24 protein-coding genes and 1 pseudogene are annotated in these 20,867 nt (G+C 58.0%); 15 read left to right on the top strand and 10 right to left on the bottom strand.

Annotated features, from left to right (window positions below):
- Positions 1-25: 25 nt before the first annotated feature.
- Together KGA97_RS22200 and KGA97_RS22195 are read right to left on the bottom strand one after the other, a co-directional pair.
- A complete protein-coding gene (locus KGA97_RS22200) occupies positions 26-817 on the bottom strand; it encodes a hypothetical protein (RefSeq protein ID WP_008037668.1) in 792 nt (263 codons plus the stop codon).
- 135 nt (positions 818-952) lie between these two features.
- Positions 953-2,698 (bottom strand): murein L,D-transpeptidase, encoded by a 1,746-nt coding sequence (locus KGA97_RS22195; protein ID WP_223481503.1) that lies wholly within the window; start codon positions 2,696-2,698, stop codon positions 953-955.
- Positions 2,699-2,779: 81 nt separating this feature from the next.
- Between KGA97_RS22195 and KGA97_RS22190 the strand changes: the two genes are divergently transcribed.
- From KGA97_RS22190 to KGA97_RS22165, 6 genes are all read left to right on the top strand, one after another.
- Complete coding sequence (locus KGA97_RS22190; RefSeq protein WP_008037670.1) at positions 2,780-3,484, top strand: murein L,D-transpeptidase catalytic domain family protein; 705 nt, start codon at positions 2,780-2,782, stop codon at positions 3,482-3,484.
- 115 nt (positions 3,485-3,599) lie between these two features.
- On the top strand, positions 3,600-5,291 hold the full coding sequence (locus KGA97_RS22185; protein ID WP_223481502.1) for a copper resistance system multicopper oxidase: 1,692 nt from the start codon (positions 3,600-3,602) through the stop codon (positions 5,289-5,291).
- A 10-nt stretch (positions 5,292-5,301) separates the two neighbouring features.
- A complete protein-coding gene (locus KGA97_RS22180; protein ID WP_223481501.1) occupies positions 5,302-6,213 on the top strand; it encodes a copper resistance protein B in 912 nt (303 codons plus the stop codon).
- 54 nt (positions 6,214-6,267) lie between these two features.
- Positions 6,268-6,639: a copper homeostasis periplasmic binding protein CopC gene (gene copC, locus KGA97_RS22175; protein WP_008037673.1), complete on the top strand. Its 372-nt coding sequence runs from the start codon at positions 6,268-6,270 to the stop codon at positions 6,637-6,639.
- Between the two features lie 3 nt (positions 6,640-6,642).
- Positions 6,643-7,578 (top strand): copper homeostasis membrane protein CopD, encoded by a 936-nt coding sequence (gene copD / locus KGA97_RS22170; protein WP_223481500.1) that lies wholly within the window; start codon positions 6,643-6,645, stop codon positions 7,576-7,578.
- A gap of 92 nt (positions 7,579-7,670) precedes the next feature.
- Positions 7,671-8,456: a transporter substrate-binding domain-containing protein gene (locus KGA97_RS22165; RefSeq protein WP_008037675.1), complete on the top strand. Its 786-nt coding sequence runs from the start codon at positions 7,671-7,673 to the stop codon at positions 8,454-8,456.
- 60 nt (positions 8,457-8,516) lie between these two features.
- On the opposite strand, the gene KGA97_RS22160 is transcribed toward KGA97_RS22165, so the two are convergent.
- A complete protein-coding gene (locus tag KGA97_RS22160; RefSeq protein WP_223481499.1) occupies positions 8,517-8,735 on the bottom strand; it encodes a hypothetical protein in 219 nt (72 codons plus the stop codon).
- Between the two features lie 32 nt (positions 8,736-8,767).
- On the opposite strand from KGA97_RS22160, the gene KGA97_RS22155 reads away from it, so the two are divergent.
- The gene (locus KGA97_RS22155; RefSeq protein ID WP_008037679.1) at positions 8,768-9,004 is read left to right on the top strand and encodes a hypothetical protein; all 237 of its coding nucleotides are present in this window, start codon (positions 8,768-8,770) and stop codon (positions 9,002-9,004) included.
- Positions 8,985-10,085, top strand: a complete 1,101-nt coding sequence (locus tag KGA97_RS22150) for an acyltransferase family protein (protein ID WP_008037681.1) — start codon at positions 8,985-8,987, stop codon at positions 10,083-10,085. The genes KGA97_RS22155 and KGA97_RS22150 overlap by 20 nt, the downstream gene beginning before the upstream one ends.
- Positions 10,086-10,203: 118 nt before the next feature.
- Here the strand turns inward: KGA97_RS22150 and KGA97_RS22145 are convergent, their stop codons facing one another.
- Entirely contained in the window at positions 10,204-10,866 is a 663-nt protein-coding gene (locus KGA97_RS22145; RefSeq protein WP_223434801.1) for a hypothetical protein, read from the bottom strand.
- Positions 10,867-10,964: 98 nt separating this feature from the next.
- Positions 10,965-11,084: pseudogene (locus tag KGA97_RS22140) on the bottom strand (site-specific integrase); the annotation flags it as partial.
- A 100-nt stretch (positions 11,085-11,184) separates the two neighbouring features.
- On the opposite strand from KGA97_RS22140, the gene dusA reads away from it, so the two are divergent.
- Positions 11,185-12,204: a tRNA dihydrouridine(20/20a) synthase DusA gene (gene dusA / locus KGA97_RS22135; RefSeq protein WP_207285103.1), complete on the top strand. Its 1,020-nt coding sequence runs from the start codon at positions 11,185-11,187 to the stop codon at positions 12,202-12,204.
- 178 nt (positions 12,205-12,382) lie between these two features.
- Positions 12,383-13,309 (top strand): transaldolase, encoded by a 927-nt coding sequence (tal, locus tag KGA97_RS22130; protein WP_008028427.1) that lies wholly within the window; start codon positions 12,383-12,385, stop codon positions 13,307-13,309.
- 201 nt (positions 13,310-13,510) lie between these two features.
- Here tal and rssC read toward each other — a convergent pair whose 3' ends face one another.
- Both rssC and rssB read right to left on the bottom strand, forming a co-directional pair.
- Positions 13,511-13,993: an anti-sigma factor antagonist RssC gene (gene rssC, locus KGA97_RS22125; RefSeq protein WP_007935262.1), complete on the bottom strand. Its 483-nt coding sequence runs from the start codon at positions 13,991-13,993 to the stop codon at positions 13,511-13,513.
- The gene (rssB, locus tag KGA97_RS22120) at positions 13,993-15,174 is read right to left on the bottom strand and encodes a two-component system response regulator RssB (protein WP_032832382.1); all 1,182 of its coding nucleotides are present in this window, start codon (positions 15,172-15,174) and stop codon (positions 13,993-13,995) included. Before rssB ends, rssC begins: the two co-directional genes overlap by 1 nt.
- A 276-nt stretch (positions 15,175-15,450) precedes the next feature.
- Between rssB and KGA97_RS22115 the strand changes: the two genes are divergently transcribed.
- The gene (locus KGA97_RS22115) at positions 15,451-15,750 is read left to right on the top strand and encodes a PilZ domain-containing protein (protein ID WP_008037695.1); all 300 of its coding nucleotides are present in this window, start codon (positions 15,451-15,453) and stop codon (positions 15,748-15,750) included.
- A 62-nt stretch (positions 15,751-15,812) separates the two neighbouring features.
- Here KGA97_RS22115 and KGA97_RS22110 read toward each other — a convergent pair whose 3' ends face one another.
- Entirely contained in the window at positions 15,813-16,502 is a 690-nt protein-coding gene (locus KGA97_RS22110; protein ID WP_223481498.1) for a VacJ family lipoprotein, read from the bottom strand.
- Positions 16,503-16,703: 201 nt separating this feature from the next.
- Here KGA97_RS22110 and KGA97_RS22105 point away from each other — a divergent pair, with 201 nt between their 5' ends.
- Positions 16,704-17,324 carry a hypothetical protein gene (locus KGA97_RS22105; protein WP_008037697.1) on the top strand — a complete coding sequence of 207 codons (621 nt, stop codon included), beginning with the start codon at positions 16,704-16,706 and terminating at the stop codon, positions 17,322-17,324.
- Between the two features lie 109 nt (positions 17,325-17,433).
- A complete protein-coding gene (locus KGA97_RS22100) occupies positions 17,434-17,697 on the top strand; it encodes a DUF4404 family protein (RefSeq protein ID WP_008028435.1) in 264 nt (87 codons plus the stop codon).
- A gap of 143 nt (positions 17,698-17,840) precedes the next feature.
- Here KGA97_RS22100 and queF read toward each other — a convergent pair whose 3' ends face one another.
- Positions 17,841-18,671 (bottom strand): NADPH-dependent 7-cyano-7-deazaguanine reductase QueF, encoded by an 831-nt coding sequence (gene queF / locus KGA97_RS22095; protein WP_008028439.1) that lies wholly within the window; start codon positions 18,669-18,671, stop codon positions 17,841-17,843.
- 61 nt (positions 18,672-18,732) lie between these two features.
- Positions 18,733-19,254: a plastocyanin/azurin family copper-binding protein gene (locus KGA97_RS22090; RefSeq protein ID WP_223452202.1), complete on the bottom strand. Its 522-nt coding sequence runs from the start codon at positions 19,252-19,254 to the stop codon at positions 18,733-18,735.
- 155 nt (positions 19,255-19,409) lie between these two features.
- On the opposite strand from KGA97_RS22090, the gene KGA97_RS22085 reads away from it, so the two are divergent.
- Together KGA97_RS22085 and KGA97_RS22080 are read left to right on the top strand one after the other, a co-directional pair.
- Positions 19,410-20,090 (top strand): heavy metal response regulator transcription factor, encoded by a 681-nt coding sequence (locus KGA97_RS22085; RefSeq protein ID WP_008028443.1) that lies wholly within the window; start codon positions 19,410-19,412, stop codon positions 20,088-20,090.
- Positions 20,090-20,867 (top strand): HAMP domain-containing protein (locus KGA97_RS22080; RefSeq protein WP_223481497.1); only part of this gene is annotated, 778 nt, incomplete at its 3' end. The genes KGA97_RS22085 and KGA97_RS22080, both read left to right, overlap by 1 nt.

Genomic DNA, 20,867 nt, shown 5'->3' with positions numbered 1-20,867 from the left:
CACATTCATGAAGCACAGGTAATCCTTAGAGCATCCTGTCGACTTCATCCAACGTCACCCGGGGAATAAGTTCGCCAGGAATCCTTGAAGAGCCGGACAAGTTGTAAACCTGAAAATCATCATTCACGACGTACTTCGACAGGATCTTGAACGAGGGCAGAATTCTCGTAAAAAAATGCTGATCGAGCATGCACGGTGATGCGTCGGCATCATCTTCTTCATAAAAACGCCGCACTGATTGATTCAAGTCGACACCCACCAGAAACACCTTGTTAAAACCTGCGTGGTAGGCAATTTGCAGCGCCAGATAGGCCACCGTGCGCGCATCAAAAAAGCCGCGCTTGAGGTTCTTGCTGAAACCCAGGGTTCTGTTGCGACCGTTTCCAAGCCTGCGACTTCTGATGAGTTCCTTATCACCCCTGAAGACCAGGTCACTCCAGGAAAGCTTGGGCGCCTTGGTCAGCAGGTACAGGTCCCCTTCGGGCATGACGGCCGAACGCCGGATGTGCTCTTCCCACACGGCAACCCGCTCACTGAGGTGCATCCCCGCCGCCAGCAATTCGGGCTGTTCCCGGTAAAAGGCAATGTCGGTGCAGGCATAAAAGAACGGCTTGATATCGGTACCGATGAACTTCGAGATGGCCCCGTTCATGGTGATCATCGGAATGTCTGCGTAGTTCTCCAGCGGAAAATCCTTGGCGGTTGCCCCCGAGGCAATGATGAACACCGGTCCTTTTTGAATGTTGCGGCACTCATCGAGGTCATGCACATGAGGCAAACCTGCAATGGGTACCGTGTTTTCTGGCACAACATCCATCTTCACTGTCCCTGTTCCTTTGGGTCTTTTTCATTGTGGTAGTTTTCAACCATGGCGCAAACCGCGCCGCTGCAGCCGCTGCGGACTGGCCTCGCCGAATGAACAGGAACCGTCTTCTGCAACTGCGGCTCTCTGCTACTCGCCAGTGCTTTTTTGCCCGGCCGCCAGCGCAGGCGGTCCTGCCTGCTGCCATTGCGGAGCAGGCAGTTCCGAACGCAGATTCAATCCCCGCAGAACCGCAGAGTCGTACCCGTAGACATCGGGCTTGAACATCACGCGACCATCATTACTCAGGTCCACCGTCCAGTAAGCCAACAGCACCGGCACCTTGACGGGAAGCCGGATGTTTTCGGTCTTGCCGTTGGCCAACTGCGCCTGGATCCCGGCGCTGTTCCAATGCACCGGATCGTTGAACAACAGCTCCACCAACTGCAGCGGGTTCTCGACCCGGATGCAGCCTGAACTGGTAGCGCGGCGAGATTGAGCAAACAACTCGCGATGCGGCGTGTCGTGCAGATAAATCGCGTATTCATTGGGAAACCGGATCACGACCTGGCCCAGCGAGTTGTCCGGCCCGGCATCCTGTCGCAGCGTAACGCCGCGCGGGTTGGACCAATCGACCGTCGATGGGTCGAGCAAGTTCCCTTCACGGTCAATGGGCTTGATTCGGTTGGCGGCAAGGTAGCCGGGATTTTTCTGAATCTTGGGCAGCATGTCCTTGACCAGAATGGTCGGGGGCACGGTCCAGGTAGGGTTGAACGTGACGTAAGTAATCTCTGACTGGAACACCGGCGTACTGCGAAACGGTTTGCCGACTTGCACACGAGAACGCCAGATCGGCTTGCCGTCGCGGTAGAGCGCAACTTTGTAACCAGCTATGTCAACGATGACAAAAGTGCCCTGAAGTTTGTACAGCAACCAACGCGCACGCTCCATGTTCACCCGAACCTGGTCGATCCGCGCCTCAACCGACACATTCAAAGCCGCGAGCGTCGCCGCCCCGGCGACACCGTCCGCGCCCAGGTATTGTTCGGCTTGATACTTTTTGACCGCCGCGGTGACAACAGCGTCGTAGTCGCTACGTGGTTTCAACTGCGGGGCCAGATAACCACCGGCCGCCAAACGGGCTCGCAGCTGCGCGACCGCAGGTTCGTCCATACCCGGCTTGAGCGACTTGTCTTCGGCAACCTTCGGCCAACCACCCGCATCCCGGACCTTGCGCAGTTGTGCCAAACCCATGCGCAAGCTGCCATAAACCGCTTCTTGCGGTGGCGCTTGAGCAAATGCCCGGGCGACATCATGGCTGTCGAGGGCGGCGAAGAAGGTGTTCACGTCTTCACGCGGATCGACGCCGACCGGGTCGAAATTCCAATGAATGTCCAGGCGCGAAGGGTCGACTTTGCCGCGCCGCAATTGCAGGAGCGCGGCGATGAACGTCCGCGTGGCGACGACATCGAAACTCGCCCGCTGCGCCGGGGTTTGCATAGACGCTCGTGCCTTGGCCAATTCATCAATATGAAAATCTGCCGGCTCCAGACCATCCGCTTGCGTGTTGCCCAGGCTTTTCAGCAACTGGGCGACATCACTGTCTTGTGTCCACGCTGCGCGATAGCTGCGATGCATATAGAAATCCATGACCACACGGTTGACGTCTACCCGTTGATGCCTGGGGGATGTGAGCAGCGGCGGAAACGCCGAAGCCAACGGCGCCAGCATGCTTTGAATCGTCTGACCGACGATGTCATCCGCTGCAGCCTCACTGGCGTTGATAGGTGGAGATGACTGCTCGATCGGCGAAGTTTGCGCAATCGCTGCACCGCTGATCAGAAAGCCCATAAAAAATACACGGCTTATGACGAATAACCTTGTTAACTGCCCCATGGATAATCCTTAATCTCCCGCATTCACCGGCTAGCCGCGCTCTCGCTGCTAGACTCGAAACAATCATGATGAGACACGCATATGGCGCTAGACCGCTTCGGCTTCCTAATTACGGCCCTGCTGCTGAGTTCAACGTCAGTCACGGCAGCCTACGCCGACTCACTTGAAGCCGCTTTGGTCAAAGCCGCTCCAAACGCTAACGCCAAGGTGATTGCACTGGCCGTCCGTGCCTCTCAATGCAGCTTGGCCCAAGGTGCCGCACCTGTCCAAAGACTTGCCGTTATCGATTACTCCCTGCCCTCCACCGAACAACGCCTTTGGGTGTTTGACCTTAAACAGCGCAAATTACTGTTTCACGAATTGGTTGCCCACGGTCGCAACAGCGGCGAGAACATGGCGGTCAAGTTTTCCAATCAAAACGAAAGCTTCGCCACCAGCCTGGGCTTGTATCGCACGCAGTCAAGTTACGTCGGGCAGAACGGTTATTCGTTGCGCATGGAAGGACTCGAACCGGGCTTCAACGACAACGCCTTCGACCGGGCGATCGTCATTCATGGCGCGCCTTATGTCAGCCCGGTGCTTGCACGGGCAAACGGGCGGATTGGCCGCAGCCTCGGTTGCCCGGCGGTACGGCCGGCGATTGCGCACAAGCTGATTGACTCGATGAAAGACGGGCAACTGTTGTTTTCGTACTACCCGGATCAGCGCTGGCTGAAAAAGTCTTCGTATATCAATTGCGGTAGCAGGACGGTGGCGTCGACCGCCAAGCCTTCCACCAACCGTTGAACACCACGTTGAAACTGTCAAAACTGTAATCCCCGCCTCAGTCTGCTGAAAGGCATCGCCCGTTAGCCTCGTCGTCAAGTTGTCTCCCAACTGACGGACCGGGAATAAAAACGGCATGCACTCCAACACTTCAAGACGCACCTTCGTAAAGGGGCTGGCCGCGGGCGGATTGCTCGGCGGCCTCGGGTTATGGCGCACGCCTGTGTGGGCGCTCACCCGCGCTGGCGAACCGCAGATGCTCACGGGCAGCGATTTCGAGCTGTTCATCGGCGAAACCCCGGTCAACATCACCGGCAATCCGCGCACCGCGATGACCATCAATGGCGGCATTCCCGGCCCGCTGCTGCGCTGGCGTGAAGGCGATACGGTCACGCTGCGGGTGAAGAACCGGCTCAAGGAAACCACCTCGATTCACTGGCACGGCATTTTGCTGCCGGCCAACATGGACGGCGTGCCGGGCCTGAGTTTCCACGGCATCGAACCGGGCGGCGTGTACGTCTATCAATTTCAGGTCCGGCAGAACGGCACTTACTGGTATCACAGCCATTCGGGCCTTCAGGAGCAGTCCGGCGTTTACGGCCCTCTGGTGATCGACGCCAAGGAGCCGGAGCCCTTTGAGTACGACCGCGATCACGTGGTGATGCTGACCGACTGGACCGACGAAGATGCGGCCAGCCTGATGAACACCCTGAAAAAGCAATCCGATTACTACAACTACAACAAGCGCACCGTGGGCGATTTCATCGACGACGTCAGCAAAAACGGTTGGGCCGCCACGGTCGCCGATCGAAAGATGTGGGCCGAAATGAAGATGAATCCCACAGACCTCGCCGACGTCAGCGGCGCCACTTACACCTATTTAATGAACGGCCAGGCACCGGACTCGAACTGGACGGGCGTGTTCCGGCCAGGTGAAAAACTGCGACTGCGGTTTATCAACGGTTCGGCCATGACCTACTTCGACGTGCGCATTCCAGGGCTGAAAATGACGGTGGTTGCGGCGGACGGGCTGCATGTCAAACCGGTGAGCGTCGATGAATTCCGCATTGCGGTGGCGGAGACGTTTGATGTGATTGTCGAGCCGGTGCAGGACGCTTACACCGTGTTCGCCCAGTCGATGGATCGCACCGGTTATGCGCGCGGCACGCTGGCGATGAAGGCGGGTTTGTCCGCGCCTGTGCCTGCACTCGATCCACGACCGTTGGTGACCATGGATGACATGGGCATGGGCGGGATGGATCACGGCAGCATGGCCGGCATGGACCACAGCGCTATGGCCGGCATGCAAGCGCATCCCGCGACGGAAAACGACAACCCGCTGGTGGACATGCAAGCCATGAGCACCTCGCCGAAACTCGACGATCCCGGCCTTGGCTTGCGCAACAACGGCCGCCGCGTCCTGACCTATTCCGACCTGCGCAGCACCTTCGAAGACCCGGACGGCCGCGACCCGGGCCGCACCCTCGAACTGCACCTCACCGGCCACATGGAAAAGTTCGCGTGGTCGTTCAACGGCGTGAAATTCTCCGATGCCGAACCGCTGCGCCTCAAGTACGGCGAGCGCGTACGCATCGTGCTGGTCAACGACACGATGATGACCCACCCCATCCACCTGCACGGCATGTGGAGCGACCTCGAAGACGAAAACGGCGAGTTCATGGTGCGCAAACACACCATCGACATGCCCCCCGGCTCCCGACGCAGTTACCGGGTGACCGCCGACGCACTCGGCCGCTGGGCCTATCACTGCCACCTCCTGTACCACATGGAAATGGGCATGTTCCGTGAAGTTCGCGTGGAAGAATGAGGCGCTACCCATGACCAGACTTACATCGATTTTTCTCGCCGTTTGCACGACGGGCCTGACGCTTTCTTCGGCGAGCGCCGCCACCGGCGACATGCAGAACATGGATCACAGCCAGATGCCGGGCATGGACCATGGCCAGATGCAGGGCATGGACCATAGCCAGATGCAAAGCATGGACGACGGCCAGATGCAGCCCGCCGCGCCCACTGAAAGCCGCACGCCGATCCCGCCGCTGACCGATGCCGACCGCGCCGCCGTGTTCGTCAGCCCCGGCGGCCATAACGTGCATGATTCCGCGCTCAATCACTACTTCCTCGCCGACAAACTCGAATGGCAGGACGCCGACGATGGCAGCGCGCTGGCCTGGGATTTATCGGGCTGGATCGGCGGTGACATTGATCGCCTGTGGCTGCGATCCGAAGGCGAGCGCAGCAACGGCAAAACCGAAGACGCGGAAGTCCAGGCGCTATGGGGCCACGCAATCTCGCCGTGGTGGGATGTGGTGAGCGGCGTGCGCCAGGACTTCAAACCCGGCGCCCCACAAACCTGGGCCGCGTTCGGCGTGCAAGGCATGGCGCTGTACAACTTCGAAGCCGAAACCACGGCGTTCATCGGCGAAGGCGGCCAGAGCGCGGTGCGGCTGGAAGGTGACTACGACATCCTGCTGACCAACCGACTCATTGTGCAGCCGACCGCCGAGCTGAATGTCTACGGCAAAAACGATCCGCAGCGGGGCATTGGTTCCGGGCTCTCCAACACCGAAGCCGGGCTGCGGTTGCGCTATGAAATTCGCCGGGAAATCGCCCCCTACATCGGCGTGACCTGGAACCGCACCTACGGCAAAACCGCCGATTTCGCCAAAGACGATGGCGAGGATCGCAGTGAAACACGCGTCGTTCTCGGCGTTCGGCTGTGGTTCTGATCGCACTCACATCACCATCAAAAAAAACCGCTTCGAGCGGTAAAGAGGCCTTGCATGCGCACAATGAAAACCACCGCCGTTGTCATCGGCTTGCTCATGAGCACACTGGCTCAGGCGCACCCGAAACTGCTCTCCTCCACCCCGGCCGAAGGTGCGGATGGCGCGGCACCGAGCACGATCGAACTGCACTTTTCCGAAAGCCTCATGACCCAGTTTTCCGGCGCGAAACTGGTCATGACCGAAATGCCAGGCATGGCGCATTCCCCGATGCCGATGAAAGCCAAAGTCACCGGCGGCAGCGACCCGAAAACCATGCTCATCACCCCGCTCTCGCCGTTGCCCGCCGGCAGCTACAAAGTCGAATGGCGCGCGGTGTCTTCGGACACTCACCCGATCACCGGCAACGTTACGTTCAAAGTGAAGTGATTGATGAGCGACTGGGTCAGCATTGCACTGCGGTTTGGGTTGTATGTGGATTTGATGGTGCTGTTTGGGCTGGGTTTGTTCGGGCTCTACAGCCTTACGGGCCGGGAGCGGGTGTCCGGGGCGGTGCTGCCGTTTCGGCCGATCCTTCAGGTGACGGCCGCGTTCGGCGTGCTGTTGTCCGTGGCGGGCATGCTGACGATGGTGAGTGCGATGAGCGGAGAGTCGGACTTCACCGAGCTGCGTCCGCATGTCCAGATGATGGTGTTCGAGACGGATTTCGGGTTGGCCTGGGCAGCGCGCATCACCGTGCTGGTTATCGCCGGTTTGGCGGTTACGCTCAATGACCGTGCGCCGGGATTCAGCCTGCTGATTGCGTCTTTTGCCGGCGCTATCGCCTTGGCCAGCCTGGCCTGGAGCGGTCATGGGGCGATGGACGAAGGCAGCCGTCGTTATTGGCATTTTGCGATGGATATTCTGCATCTGTTGGCGGCAGGCGCGTGGTTGGGTGCGCTGGTAGCGTTTGCGTTGATGGCGAAAATCAACGCGCTGCAAACCGCAGAACGCATCAGGTTACTGGCTCGGGCTGTCGCTCGATTTGAATGGGTGGGCGCGGTGATCGTGGTCGTCATCACGGTCACGGGCGTCGTGAATTACCTGTTCATCGTCGGGCCGAAGCTTGATGACTTGTTGCTAAGTACCTATGGGATTTTGCTGTTTATCAAAGTGGGGTTGTTTGCCGGGATGCTGGTGCTCGCCGCGCTGAACCGGTTTCACCTTGGGCCGTTTCTGGAGCGGTCGTTACGGGAGGGGAAATACGAAGTTGCCGCCAACGCGTTGCGACGCAGCATGGTTGTTGAGTTGGCGCTCGCGGTGTTGATTGTGGGGCTGGTGGCCTGGCTGGGAACGCTGAGTCCGGAAATGGAGGCCGCTGCGCAATAGCCAATCGGGCAGCAGAATCCGAAGTACTTATAACCATCGGCGGGAAAAATTAAGTACTCTCAGCCCCAATCCATCACGGAAGTCGGGTACACATGAAAACCAATAAATGCACAGTAATGCTCGGTAGCCTGCTCGCACTATCATTCGGCGCCCAGGCCGAACAATCGCACCTGGACAGCGTCATCCAGCAAGGTCAACTGCGCGTGTGCACCACGGGCGATTACAAACCCTACACGTTTAAAGCCGAGAACGGCGAATACTCGGGCATCGACATCGCCATGGCCCGCTCGCTGGCCGACAGCCTTGGCGTCAAGGTCGAGTGGGTACCGACCACCTGGAAAACCCTGATGCCCGACATGCTGGCGGGCAAATGCGACATCGGCATGGGCGGGATCTCGGTCACCCTGGAACGTCAGAAAAAAGCCTTCTTCAGCACCACGCTGGACGTCGACGGCAAAATCCCGTTGGTGCGCTGCGAAGATCAGGCGAAGTATCAGACCGTCGAGCAAATCAACCAGCCTTCGGTTCGCTTGGTCGAACCGGCCGGCGGCACCAACGAAGCGTTCGTTCACGCCTTCCTGCCCAAGGCGCAATTGAGCCTTCACGACAACGTGACCATCTTCCAGGAGCTGCTGGACAAGAAGGCGGACGTGATGATCACCGATGCGTCGGAGGCGTTGTATCAGCAAAAACTCAAACCCGGTTTGTGCGCGGTGAATCCAGGCCAGTACATGCAGTACGGTGAGAAAGCTTATTTATTGCCGCGAGACGACATGACGTGGAAGTTGTACGTCGATCAATGGCTGCACCTGGCCAAAGTGACGGGCAACTACCAGAAAGTTTTAGGCCAGTGGATCGCCACACCCGAGACTAAATAGGCTTATTTCAGGTAACAGCTGGGCGAACAGGCAACGGCAGGATTACCGCGCCGTTGCCGGTCAGTCGTCGTGCAACAGTCCCGAACCGTATTCATCGAAGCTGCTGCCCAATGCACTGCCATGGAAGTTCAGCTGACTGTGGCTATTGGTCGGGCCAGGACCGAAGCCGGCGGACGGCTCGAGGTCTTCTGAATAGTCGTTATGGGTGCTGACGCCCGAACAGGCGCTCAACAGCAGCGCACCACCGATCAGCAAGACTTTGAAGAAGTTCGAGATCATTTTTCAGGTTCCCTGTGGCCGGAGGTGGGGTGATGCAATCTTCAGTGTCCATCCTAGGCTGCGAACCCGGCAGCATCGTGAAACTTCACGCAGCGACAGCATTTGTTCAGGTATTCCGATTTCCCGAGCCCTCCAAAAAAGCTGTGGACGGTGGTGTTCGCAAGTTTGACAGGCTGCTGCAGCTGCTAAGCTCTGCGTTCAGTGCCCGCACAAAAAACAACATCCGCCGCGAGAGAAAGGAAGCATTGAATGAGTGGAATCACCGTTGACGACAAACATCGTCTTGCCCTGGTTGACGCATTGCGCTGTTTTGCATGCTTCTGGGTGGTTCTGTTTCATTTATCCGAAGGAAATCACATCCCAACCCTGCTGGCAGCCATTCCAGGCTGGTTGAAATACATGGTCTTTGACGCAGGCCATTTGGGAGTGCCTATATTTTTCGTACTAAGCGGCATTGTCATGGCGACCACGACATCCCGGGTGCCAATGAATAACGTGAACGCCACAAACTTTGTGGCACGTCGCCTGGTACGCCTCGCCCCTCCCTACTACGCCGCCATTGCACTGGGCGTGGCCGTGATCGCCGTAAAACACATGCTTGGGCAACCCGGAATCGAAATCCCCGGCGTGACGGCCATACTCGCCCACGTGCTGTTTCTCCAAGATTTCCTTGGCATCAGAAACATCATCACGGTGTTCTGGACCCTGTGTATCGAGGTGCAGTTCTACATCTTTTTTGCGGTGCTGCTGTGGTTAGCCGATCGTGCTGGAGAGGGTGTAACACCCAAGCGTCGCAACCTCTGGATTTGGGGCAGCGCATTGCTGGCGCTGCTGTGGCCCGCCGGGATAATTCATGCGATAGGCTGGAAAGGCGGATTTATTGCGTTCTGGTTCAGCTTCATGGCCGGGGTGCTGTGCGCTCAAACCCTGAGCGGCACTAAACAAAGCCATTACATCGCCATTGGTTACTGTGCATTGGCGCTTGTTATCGGTCTTGCAACTAAAAACTCATTCACCATTGCTGCCGGGTTGACGGGCTTACTGTTCTGCTTCCTGGTTAATCGCTCCACCACGCTGGGTTTTATATCCAGCTACCCCGTGCAGAAAATTGCCCTGATTTCCTACAGCCTGTACTTGTTCCATTCTCCTGTGACCGGTTTCTTCATGCGCGTTTACCGGGCTTTCATGCCAACCGGCCTTTTCTCGGATGCACTGGCCGCCGTCCTGATCATTGCAACGTGCATCGCATTCTCGGCCATGGCCTATCTATTGTTCGAACGTCCCGCCATCGCGTGGAGCAGACGCATCAAGTTCAAGCGGCCTGATGCCGTCGTTCTGAATCGTACGTAAAGTCAGGCCAACCTGAGTCGCCCGCTCGCGGTCACAGACAGGGCTTGTCGGTGGTAGTGAACTCCAGAAATGAAAAAACCTCGCTTTGGCGAGGTTTTTTACATAACAAGGATCGACGTCAGAAAGCCTCGACAGGCTTCTTGGCCTGCTGAGCCATTTTGTGCTCATCGAGTTTCGGGAAAGAAAATTTGATGATGATCATGGACTCATCGCCCTCACCAGAAACAATCAAATCAGCCCCTCGAATGTTGTCAGGCGCTGATGCCACCACGCTATGAGCGCTGGAAGCACCACTGGCCGAGGTAATTCCTTCAAAAAAGGTGTAGGTCAAATCGTTGGCGGCCAAAGCAACACTCTCGTAATTCGAGAGCTTGGCGGCGTATTCATCTTTGTTTTTTACTTTGCCTGCGAGATCAACAAGGTCCAACACCGATTTCCCATCAGTCAGTGCAAGCAGACCAAACGTCTTGGAAAGAGCGCCAATTGACCGTGCGAACACATCGCGATCGTAGGGCGTAAACAGCGAAACAATAACCAGTTTGTCACCACTGAAAACTAGACTCGCTGTGAATTTATGATCGATAAAACCCACATCGTCGAGACACCTTGCAGTAGCTCCCACATCTGCTGAGCAGTCATAGAAGCCCGCGGCCTCGGTGTAATTCGCGAGAGGACTGTCATAGGCGTAACTTTTAAACAGGTTGTCACTGGCAAGAGCACTCTGCATTCCAGTGATAGCTCCCATAGCGGCTAGCGCTATGGCAAAAATTCTTTTTGGCATGGACTCCCTTCCTAAACGCACATCGAAATTGATAGCCAGATGCTATCAGGTGCGTATCAGATCTGTCTTCCTCAATCCCGGAGCGTCACGCCTCCAGCCTGCTTGCGGTCGAAAGTCTGGCTTTCCTGATAAACTGTGCGCCCGTCCCTATTGATCCGTATCTGCGCCGTGTAGGCCGTCGAGTTGTCCTTGCGCTTGCGTGATGTGATCGTGCCCATTTCCAGTTGCTACCTGCGGAATTCGCTTGCCACTTCATGGCAATCGACGTTCAACAACAAGGAAAATGGGTAAAAACCGCCGTATAAAAGATCAGTACCAATGACCGTCGAAAAACCTGAAGCACCCGTAACGACTAGCCTTTCGCGCTCTGAGCCTTCCCGCCGCTTCAGTGTGGCGCCGATGATGGACTGGACTGACAGGCATTGCCGGTTTTTCCTGCGCCTGCTCTCCAAGAACGCCCTGCTCTACACCGAAATGGTCACCACCGGCGCGCTGCTCAATGGCGATCACGAGCGTTTTCTGCGTCACAACGAAGCCGAGCACCCTCTCGCCCTGCAACTCGGTGGCAGCGTTCCGCTGGACCTGGCCGCCTGCGCGCGCATGGCGCAGGAGCACGGTTACGACGAGGTGAACCTGAACGTCGGCTGCCCGAGTGATCGGGTGCAGAACAACATGATCGGCGCGGTGCTGATGGGGCATCCGCAGTTGGTGGCTGATTGTGTGAAGGCGATGCGCGATGCGGTGTCGATTCCGGTGACGGTGAAGCACCGGATCGGGATTAACGGGCGGGACAGTTACGAAGAGCTGTGTGATTTCGTCGGCACGGTGCGCGATGCCGGGTGCACGAGTTTTACGGTGCATGCGCGGATCGCGATTCTGGAGGGGTTGTCGCCGAAGGAGAACCGCGATATTCCGCCCCTGCGTTATGACGTGGCGGCGCAGTTGAAGAAGGATTTTCCGGAGCTGGAGATTATTCTCAACGGCGGGATCAAGACGCTGGAGGCCTGTCACGAGCATTTGCAGACCTTCGACGGCGTGATGCTCGGTCGTGAGGCGTATCACAATCCTTATGTGATGGCTGAGGTCGATCAGCAACTGTTCGGCAGCACGGCACCGGTGATCACTCGGGCGCAAGCGCTGGCGCAGTTGCGGCCTTATATCGCGGCGCATATTGATGCAGGCGGTTCGATGCACCACATCACCCGGCATGTGCTGGGGCTGGGCACCGGGTTTCCGGGGGCGCGCAAGTTTCGGCAGTTGTTGTCGGTGGATATCCATAAGGCCAAGGAGCCTCTGGCGTTGCTGGATCAGGCGGCGGAGCTGCTTGAAGGGCGCTAACGGTCACCCGCGTTGAACCTGCGCCCGGATTTGGCATCGTATTTACGGACACCGCGCCCCGCCTTTCAAACATCCGTTTTCCAGATGTTGCCGCCGGGGCCTTCGATACGTACATGTGCCCTTGAGTGGCTGTCAGCGCTCGGGTAATGTCATTAGACCCATAGGACAGAGCACGCCCATGACTTCCAAGCTGGAACAACTCAAACAGATGACCACCGTGGTTGCCGACACCGGCGACTTCGAAGCGATCGCTCGCGTTAAACCGGTGGACGCTACCACCAACCCTTCCCTGCTGCTCAAAGCCGCGGCCATTCCCGGCTATGCCGAGTTGTTGAACGCTTGCGTCAGCGACTGCAAGGGCGATGTGGGCCTGGCCAGCGACCGTTTTGGCGTCGCGGTAGGGCAAGAGATCCTGAAAGTGATTCCGGGCCGTATTTCCACTGAAGTGGACGCGCGCCTGTCGTTCGACACTGACGCCGTATTGAAGCGTGCGCACCGTCTGATCGAGCTGTACGAAAAGGCCGGCATCGGCCGTGACCGCGTGCTGATCAAGATCGCTTCCACCTGGGAAGGTATCCGCGCTGCCGAAATCCTGGAAAAAGAAGGCATCCAGACCAACCTGACATTGCTGTTCTCGTTCGCCCAGGCGGCGGCGTGTGCCGATGCGGGTGTGTTCCTGATTTCGCCGTTCGTGGGCCGTATCTACGACTGGTACAAGAAGGCCAACGGCAACGACTACACCGGCGCGGATGATCCGGGCGTGCAGTCGGTGACGCGTATCTACAACTACTACAAGGCCAATGACTACAAGACCGTGGTCATGGGCGCGAGCTTCCGCAACCTGAATCAGATCGAGCAACTGGCCGGTTGCGACCGCCTGACCATCAGCCCGGACTTGATCGATAAACTGGCGGCGGACACTGGCAAGCTGGAGCGTAAATTGGCGCCGGGTCATACCGGTGAAGCGCGCTTGAGCCTGAATGAAGCGCAATTCCGTTGGTTGTCCAACGAAGATGCGATGGCGACCGAGAAACTGGCGGAAGGGATTCGTCAGTTTGCCCGGGACCAGGAGAAGCTTGAGGCGCTGTTGCAGGCCAAGCTGTGATCTAGTTCAGCGCAATGCAAAAAGGGCGAACCTTGATGGGTTCGCCCTTTTTTGTGTGCGTTTGTTTGGTGCTCGCTTTGGGGATGTTGGGGGCTGTCAGGCCGCCATCGCCGGCAAGCTGGCTCCTACACAGATGATGATTTTGTAGGAGCCGGCTTGCTGGCGATGAGGCCAGTACAGGCTTCCTACCTTTTCAAAGGATCAGTGACGCTCGAGCGCATTCACCAGATCATGAAACGCTTCACGATTCGAATCATTCAGCCCCATGAGGATCTTGTGCGCTTCCAGCACTTTGATCCGCACCACTTCTTCCGACTGGTCCTGGTCAGGCAAGTCGGTCAGGCACTCAGGGCACGGGATCGGGCGGTCAACGATGTTGAACACCTGCTCGAAGCCCATGGACTGCAACAGACGGGTGATGTCTTCGTGGGTGGTGACGACGGTCGGCAGCAGGCCGACTTTCTGCCGCGACAGGATCGACAGTTTGGCCAACAGGCCAAGGGTGGTGCTGTCGATGCTGCGGGTTTCGGTCAGGTCGATCACGATCGCGTTGAAGTTCAACGCCGTGAAGATCCGCTCAATAGTCGCATCCAACGCCGAACACAGGGTCAGGCGAACTTCACCGACGAACTTCAAGACGAAGGTGCCGTCCTGCTCGGCGAACTGGATTCTACCGGTACTCATTAAAGATTCCTGCTCAACACCAACAGGGCGATATCATCCGGCATCTCCCCTAGCGTGGCCAATCCAAAAACCTGCCGCAGCCCATCCAGGGTGCCGCCCGCTGCCTTGACCCGCTGGGGCAAAGCCGCTTCTTTTTCTTTGAGTGTAGGTTCTGGCAAAAGGTCCAGAATGCCATCGGACATCAGCGTCAGGCTGAACGTCGGCGGCAGCTCCAGCACGTGATCTTCGTAGGTGGCTTCATTGAAGAGGCCCACCGGCAGACCACGCCCTTCCAGATATCGAACACTGTCTGGCGTGTACAACACAGGCAACGGTAAATGACCACCGATGCTATAGGTCAACAAACCTGTCTCCTCGTCGATGACTCCACCGACCATTGTGACGTGTTTACCCAGCTTACAACTGATCAGGCCCCGGTTGATATGACCAAGGACCTCTGAAGGCTTGAATTCCGGCAATGTGCCGTTGCGCTTGGATTCGAACAGCAAGCGCGTGGTCATGAATTTCAGCAGCACCGTGACGAAGGCTGAAGAAGCGCCATGACCGGAAACGTCCGCCAGGTAGAACGCTACCCGACGCTCGTCGACCCGAAAGTAGTCGACAAAATCACCCGACAGATACAAAGACGGGATGATCTGGTGTGCAAACTTGAATTCGTCAATGGTCCAGGGGCTGACCGGCAGCATGTTCATCTGCACCTGGCGACCGGCATTCTGGTCTTCCTGGAGCAGGTTCAGGCTGGCTTCGAGCTCGCGATTGGCCTTTTCCAGCTTCTCACGGTAGCGCTGGTTTTCCAGCAGCAGACGCGCGCGATCCAGGGCCCGGCGCACAGAGTGCTCGAGCACGGCCAGATCTTCGAGAGGCTTGATCAGGTAATCCGCCGCGCCCAGGCGCAAGGCCTCGACCGCGTCGTTCATCACGCCGGCACCCGAAACCACAATCACTGGGGTTTGCGGTGACCGCTCGGTGACCTGGCGAATGAGTTCGAGTCCGCCCATCTGCGGCATGCGCAGATCGCAGATGACCAAGCCGGGCTTGTCTTGCTCGAATACCTGAAGACCCTGCTGGCCATTGCTGGCCTGCAAGACGCTGAAACCACTGTCTTCCAAATAGGCGGCGAGGCTCGCGCGCACTACTTCGTCATCATCGATTATCAGCAGCGTGGCACTGGTTTTTGGCATGTGGGCAAACGGCGCCAGAATTAGGTTGGCGTAGCAGGCTGGGCAATTGACCCCGCACACACTACTGGATTCGCTTTCTAGCCTCTCTGTTGCACCGCTTTCGGGCATCGACCCTACTGACAGGCACACCAGAGGTGCCCTTCTAAGGCGCAGACGGTACTCCCATCCGCGGGGCGTTTCAAGCTCACGCCGATGGTCGCTTGACGTCTTTACTTGTCAAATCACCGAGAGTTATAAGAACTGATAAAACCGTAACCCAATGGAAGGATGAAGCCCATGAGCCAAACCGAACGGGACTACAGCGAAAAGCGTGATTTCATCCGCATGCGAGTCGATGCCGATGTCGCGCTGATTCATGAAGGGGACGAAGTTGCAGCCGTCTGCATCGACCTTTCCAGCAGTGGCATGCAGGTTGAGGCACCGCGTCGGTTCAAGGTCGGCGACCGGCTCAGCGTGCGGATCGACTCCGATCATGCGGCACTCAAAGGGCTCGAAGCCGACACTGAGGTGGTCCGGGTTAAAGAACAGGACGGCGCCAGTCAGAAACTCGGCCTTACAATCTTGAAAATGAAATAACCCGGATCCAAAACCAAAAAAGGCGGCCAACAGGCCGCCTTCTTCGTTTTTACCGGTCGAGATCAAAAATCGTCTTCGACCTGACCGTCTTTGACTTTGAACTCGCGGTTCTGCAAATACGCATTGCGGATGAAGGTGTACTTGTCGCCGCTGATCAGTTTCTCGGCCGACAGCAGGCTGGCGCGGGTGTCGACGACGTTCAGGGCGAAGATCGAGTTACGCACCGGTACGTCGTGGATGTACGGGTATGGGCCGGTGTAGCCATCGACAAACTTGGCAGGCGCATCACGCAGAGTGCTTGGGCCCAGCAACGGCAGCATCACGTACGGGCCGCTTCCTACACCCCAATAGCCCAACGTCTGACCGAAGTCTTCGTCGCTGCGATTGAGGCCCATCTTGGTGCCCACATCGAAGAAGCCCAGCAGGCCGAAGGTGGTGTTGAAGATCAGGCGTGCGGTGTCGACGCCGGCAGCAGCCGGTTTGGCCTGCAAGATGTTATTGGCAAGGTTGGTGACATCACCGACGTTGCGGAACATGTTGTGGATACCGTCTTCGAGAAATTGCGGGGTCACGAACTGATAGCCCTGCGCCAGAGGCTTCAGCGCATAGGTGTCGAGCACATCGTTGAACTTGTAGATCGGACGGTTGATGCTTTCCCAAGGGTCCTCTTCCGTGGCTGCCTGGGCAGCGAACGGAGCCAGCAACGCACTGGCGCACACACAAAACTGAGCTAGATGATTGCTCCAGCGCATAGAAAAACTCCTTGGTTTGTACTGGCGCGGGCGTCTTGGCCCGAACATTAAGCTGGTGAGTATAAGACGGAAAAGCCGCTTTAGGCAGCATCGTGCGTGATGGCCTACGGATGATTCGCCATGACTGTGAGCGATTCACATCCATGTCACTCAACTGTCACCGGCGGCGCATAGCCTTGACGCTATTTCAGGGATGTTGACATGCCGCACGCCGAAACCTTGCCCCTCGCCGCCCCCAGCCTGACCGCCGTCCTGTTTGGCCTCAGCGGTTGCCTGGTGGACTTCGGCGCCCGCACGCGCCAGCACGGCGACCATTGCGCCGAGCATGCCGAAGTCACACCTGGCGCTCTGGACAGCCTGCACAGTTTGCAGCGCCAGCAGATTCCCTGTGCCTGGCTCGACGAACTTCCCCCCGCATTGAGCCTCTCGCTGGCCGCCGCCCTGCCCGACTGGGTCAAGCCGTCGCAACACCCCGCAACAATCAATCCGTGGCCCGCGCCGAATGCATGCTGGCAAGCCTTGATGGCGTTGAATGTCGGGCAACTGGATGGTTGCGTGCTGGTCAGCGGCGAACCGCGATTGCTGCAATCGGGCCTGAATGCCGGGTTGTGGACGATTGGCCTGGCGTCCTGCGGCTCGCTCTGCGGGCTGGCGCCCAGCGAATGGCAGGCCTTGAGCCAAAAGGAACGCGAACACCTGCGCGGCAAGGCCACCGTGCAATTGTTCGGCCTGGGCGTGCATTCGGTGATCGATCACCTCGGCGAACTCGACACCTGCCTGGCCGACATCAGCCTGCGTCGGCTCAAGGGTGAAAAGCCCTGATCGAGATCATGCAGGTTGCGCGCGAGTGGATTAATCTAAAGGTCAGCCATAGACCTTTGGCGCGCTGCCACGGTCTATGCCAGTGCCTATCGATAAAAGGAAGAACGCCATGCCTGCCCGCGAACTGCAACAACAGCTCAATGCCCTGCGCGAGCAATTGGAACAGAATCCTCCGCTGACCGAAGCAGAGCGCGCCGACCTGCATGCGCTGATGCAACAGATCGAACTTGAGCTTGAACTCGAAACCAAAACCCAGGACTCCAGCCTCGCCGATGGCGTAAACCTGGCCGTCGAACGCTTTGAACTTGAACACCCCGCCATTGCCGGCACCTTGCGCAACATTGTGCAATCCCTGGTCAGCATGGGGATCTGAACCCGCCAGATACAAAAAAGCCCCGCTAGTGATAGCGGGGCTTTTTATTGCGTAGTCACTCGCTGTGCTTTTGTAGGAGCCCGGCTTGCCGGCGATAGCGGCCTCAAAAACGCCATCGCCAGCAAGCCGGGCTCCTACAGATGTTACTGGCGGACCAGGCGATGGTTCGGCAGTTGCACGTCTTCAGTGCTGCGATACGGGTTGATGTCCAACCCGCCGCGACGCACATACCGCGCGTACACCGTCAATTTCTCCGGTTTCAGCAAGCGTTGCAGGTCGAGGAAGATCCGTTCCACACATTGCTCATGGAAGTCCGAGTGCTGACGGAAGCTCACGATGTACTCCAGCAGACTCGCGTGATCCAGCGCCGCGCCACGGTATTCCACCACCACGCTGCCCCAGTCCGGCTGACTGGTCACCGGGCAGTTGGATTTGAGCAAATGACTGTGCACGCTCTCCTCGACGATGCGCGAATCATCACAACGCAGCAGCTCCGGACGCGGATGCTCATAGTTGCTGACGCTGATGTCCAGGTCATCGATGCACACACCCGGCAGCGCCACGACGCCTTCGGCTTCAACGTCTTTCAGGCGGCGAACCCGCACGCCGACCGGCTTGCCTGCCGCAGCGGACAGGTCGTTCACCAGCGTCGCTTCAAGGCTTGCGATATCGGCAAACGGAGTCTGATTCAACGAGTTCAGATACAGCTTGAACGACTTGGATTCGATGATGTTCGGCGAATCCGCCGGGATGCAGAATTCGCCGATCGCCACCACGGGTTTACCGGACGGCAACAGCCACGACAGCTCGAAGCAGTTCCAGAAATCCACGCCTTTATACGGCAGGGTTTCAGCCGTCAGCCCCAACTCGGCCCATTTCGCGGTGCGCGGGATCGGAAACAGCAAGGACGGCGTGTAAGTGGCGATGTATTCGCTGGATTTACCCAGCGGCGAGTGTTCGGCTGCGGGATGCATGGCGGAAACCTGACTGAAGAATCAGCGGATTCTACCAGCCTTTGCTCGCGCCTTAGAGTGCTTACTGACTGACTGTCAGTTTACCGACCATGCCAGCCTGATAGTGACCTGGAATATTGCAGGCAAATTCCAGGTTGGTGGCCTTGGTGAAGGTCCAGGTCAGTTCGGCGGTTTTACCCGGCTCGACCAGCACGCTATTGGGGTCATCGTGTTTCATACCATGATCCATTCCCGCCATCGCGCCGTGGTCCATTTCCTTCATCCCTGTAGGCGTAAGCATGCCGCTCTGCTGCATCTTCATCATTTCCTGCTGATGTTTTGCATGCATCGCCGCGTCACCGAGGTTGAATTCGTGCAGCAACTGGCCTTTATTCACCAGCACAAAGCGAACTGTCTCACCGGCCTTGATATCGATGGCCTTGGGGGTGAACGACATGTCGCCCATCACCACTTCAACGCTGCGGGTCGCCTTGGCAGCCGGGGCCGGTTGCCCGAAGTCGTAGGTGTGCGCCGGCGATGCCCACACCGGCGAACTCAGCACCAGCAGGCACGCAGCCAGCACCAGGGGTTTGCGCAAAAACATAGTCGTACTCCAACAAGATAAAGTTCAGCCTGTGGAAAACACTAAACTGCGGCCACTGCCCGTAACCTGACAGCCAGATTACAACTTTGTCAGGTTGACCTGCACAACCGCTGCCCACGGTATAAAGCGTTCGTTCCATTTGCCTCGAGTCGCCCATGAAACTGCTGATCGTCGAAGACCAACCGAAAACCGGCCATTACCTGCGCCAGGGCCTGACCGAAGCCGGGTTCAACACCGAACTGGTGGCCGACGGCGACACTGGCCAGCAATTGGCATTGAGCGGTGACTACGCGCTGTTGATCCTCGATGTGATGTTGCCCGGTCGCGACGGCTGGCAAATCCTCCAGGCAGTGCGCAGCGCAGGCCTCGACACGCCAGTCCTGTTTCTGACCGCGCGAGACGCGGTGGAAGACAGGGTTCACGGCCTCGAACTGGGCGCCGACGATTATCTGGTCAAGCCGTTCGCCTTCTCCGAACTGCTGGCCCGGGTTCGCAGCCTGTTGCGTCGCGGCAGCACCACGCCGCAGGAAACCAGCCTGCAACTGGCCGATTTGCGCCTGGATCTGATCCGCCGGCGCGTCGAACGCAGTGGCCAACGCATCGACCTGACCGCCAAGGAATTCGCCCTGCTCGAAATGCTCCTGCGCCGTCAGGGCGAAGTGCTGCCCAAATCGCTGATCGCTTCCCAGGTCTGGGACATGAATTTCGACAGCGACACCAATGTCATCGAAGTCGCCATCCGCCGTTTGCGCCTGAAAATCGACGACGAGTTTCCAAACAAATTGATCCATACCGTGCGCGGCATGGGTTATGTCCTCGAAGAGCGCCCGGCCTGATGCGCCGACTTTCATTGAGCAGCCGTCTGGCGCTGCTGTTTGCAGCTTGCACCGCCGTGGTTTCGTTGTTCGCGGGCGTGTTGTTCAGTCGAGCCAGCGAGGCACATTTCGTTGAACTGGACCAGCAATTGCTGGACGGCAAGCTCATTGGTTTGCGCCGGGCGCTTCACGATCTTCAGTCCAGTGAAAGCGAAGTCAGACTGGCGGATGAATTGAACCGTCAGGCTGATTTGTCCCTGCGTATTTCCGGCAGCGATGGCAAGCGTTGGTACGACAGCGCCGCGAGCCTGCCCGATAAACTTCCGCAGAGGCCGGGTTTGTCGACCATGAACGACAACGGCACCGACTACCGCGTCCTCAATGCGCCGTTGTTTGTCGACAAACCTGACTCACCGCAATTGACCCTGCTGTTGGACATCACCCACCATCAGCACTTTCTGCAGCGCATGCAGCACTTGATCTGGCTGACCGTCGGCTTGTCGGCCCTGGCCACCGCTCTGCTGGGTGCCTGGGCGGCGCGTAGCGGGCTGCGTCCGTTACGGCGCATGAGTGCGATCGCCAGTGGCGTTTCCGCGCAGTCGCTGAATGCCCGACTGCCCGAAGAGAACATGCCCCCCGAACTTTCGGAAATGGCCCACAACTTCAATGCCATGCTCGGACGCCTCGACGACTCTTTTCAGCGGCTATCGGCGTTTTCTGCCGACATCGCCCATGAACTGCGCACCCCCCTGTCAAATTTGCTGACCCACACCCAGGTCACCCTCACCCGCCCACGCC

It is taken from the genome of Pseudomonas sp. BF-B-15, from assembly GCF_019946675.1.
In the GTDB taxonomy this organism is placed as follows: Bacteria; Pseudomonadota; Gammaproteobacteria; order Pseudomonadales; family Pseudomonadaceae; genus Aquipseudomonas; species Aquipseudomonas migulae.
This window is presented reverse-complemented; position numbering and strand designations above follow the sequence as displayed.